This is a genomic window from Nodosilinea sp. AN01ver1 (assembly GCF_050565655.1).
Lineage (GTDB): Bacteria > Cyanobacteriota > Cyanobacteriia > Phormidesmidales > Phormidesmidaceae > Nodosilinea.
This window is the reverse complement of the sequence record NZ_JBNXVS010000113.1, coordinates 1-2,387: the sequence shown is the minus strand read 5'-3', so window position 1 is coordinate 2,387 and position 2,387 is coordinate 1. Positions and strand designations below refer to the sequence as shown.

Below are 2,387 nucleotides of genomic sequence, written 5' to 3'. Positions count from 1 at the left end.
GGGGTATGGCACCGATTCGTGTAAAAATGGGCCACATCTCCTGAAACCTTTATAGGGCAGTGACTACGAGACTCAAAAATTCAGGAATTCTGCACTGGTCACGTCTCTTTACTGTGGCTGATACACCTTAGAGCCAGGGCGTAGGTGAGCTGCAGGAGTCATGACTGGCCTTATTGATAAGCTGAGCCTATATCGGAAAATTTGCCAGATCCCCGTAATGGACTGCAATTGGACTAAATATGACGAGCAACTGTCTAGCTCGCCCTGGTAATCCAAAAAATCAAGTTCTGAGAGTCCATAGTTGTCGTTGAGTAGTTGCTGAACCGACAACTTTTGGCCCCCTTCACGCCCATCAGCCAATCTTATCAATCGGGCATCATCTCGGAGAAACCATTGTCCAACATGCTGGGGGTGCAGTCTGCTTAGAACCCAGTGTTATGACCAGTATTCCGGATACCGCCTACCCTCGACTCAGCCACCAGCTCACGACCAAAGCCCTCATCATGGTTTATATCCCGACCACCGAAGAGCTGGTCCTGGCAGACGGCATCACTCGCAGCCGTGTGGCTAAAGTTGGCTTCCTGGTGCTCCTGAAAACCTATCAGCGGCTGGGCTATCCGGTGCTCATGAAGGATGTCCCAGCCAGCATTATTCGCCAGGTGAGTACCACGGCAGCGGTCACGGTCTCAGCCGAGGCACTGGACAACTATGACCGCTCGGGCAGTCGTCGCCGTCATCTCAAAGTGGTGCGGGACTGCCTGGGGGTGACCGCCTATGGCGAGGCAGCCCAAAAGACCATGGTAGAGGCCATGACCACCGCCGCTCAAACAAAACATGACCTGGCCGACCTGATCAATGTGGCGATTGAGGAGTTGGTCAAAGCCAAGTTTGAACTCCCGGCCTTCAGTACCCTGGTGCGCCAGGCCTTTCAGGTGCGGACCACCGTGACACAGGGGCTCTATGAGCAGGTGTATAAGGCGTTGAATGCGGAGGACTATCTGAAGTTGAACCGGCTTTTCATCCAGACAGAGGGAAGCTCGACAACCCTCTGGAATCGATTGAAACAAGAACCGGGAAAGCCGATGCTGAGCCACCTGAATGCTTTGGTGGAGCGTCTCCACTGGTTGCAGGACTGGCAGATGGCGGCCTCAGCACTCAAGGCCCTGCCCCCGGTCAAGCTGAAACAGTTTGCGGCGGAAGCCCAGACGCTGAGTGCCAACCAGATGGGGGAAATGACTCCCCACAAGCGGGATACCCTGGCAGCGGCTCTGTTGTCGGTGCAATTTGCACGCACCCTGGATGACCTGGCGGAGATGTTCATTAAACGGCTCAGGAAAATGCACCACAATGCCCGTGAGGCCCTGATGAACTATCGCCAGGAGACCCAAAAGCGCACCGATACACTGGTGACGACCCTGCGCGAGGTGATTGTCGCCTACCAACAAGAGGGGTCCGTTGCAGAGCGGTTGGCTGGAATCGACACCGTTCTGGGTCATCAAGCCGAGACCTTGTTGGATCATTGCGAGGCCCATATCGCCTATACCGACAACAACTACCTGCCGTTCTTGCACCGCTTTTACAAAAGCCACCGAGCCACCTTATTTCGGTTCCTCGAGGTGGTGCCCCTGCAGTCCAGTACCCAGGATCAACACCTGGAAGTGGCGATTCGGTTTATTCAGCAGCATCGCACCTCCCGCAGCACCTGGCTAGACGTTCCAACCGCTGAGGTGAATGAGGCGGCTACGGCCTCTCCTGCTGAGCCCCTGGATCTGTCCTGGATTCCGGCCAAATGGTGGAAACTGGTCACAGGACAGGCGGCTTCCCAACGGTCAGGGCCACCAAAACAACTGCACCGCCAACAGTTTGAGCTCTGCGTCTTCTCCCATATCTTGCTGGAGTTGCAATCGGGCGACCTCTACATTGCGGGCAGTGCTGAGTATGGAGACTATTACAGCCAGTTAGTGACCTGGGACGAGTATCACGCTCAGATTGATGAGTACGGTCAGCAGGTGAATTTGCCGGTTGAGCCAAAAGCCTTTGTCCAGCAGGTGCAACAGTGGCTAGAAACCATGGCCACGACAACGGATGAGGCTTTCCCCACCAATACTCAAGTGGTCTGGAATGACGAACGGTTGACGATCCGACGGCAACCCCGACAGCGACCCGCAGGACTGACCCAACTCGAAGCTCTGGTGGCAGAGCGGCTGACACCGGTGCATCTCCTCGACGTGCTGACGGATACAGAGGCCTGGCTGAATTGGACCCGCCACTTTGGTCCCATCTCCGGCCATGATGCCAAGCTGGATAGCCCGGTGGGGCGCTATCTGGCCACCACTTTTTGCTATGGCTGCAACATTGGTCCCAGTCAGACCGCCCGCGCCCTCAGA

At 55.9% G+C, this 2,387-nt stretch carries 1 protein-coding gene; it reads left to right on the top strand.

Annotation, left to right across the window (positions count from 1 at the left end; genetic code table 11):
- Positions 1–437: 437 nt before the first annotated feature.
- On the top strand, positions 438–2,387 hold a 1,950-nt coding region (locus ACQ4N7_RS30120), incomplete at its 3' end, for a DUF4158 domain-containing protein (protein ID WP_430715104.1).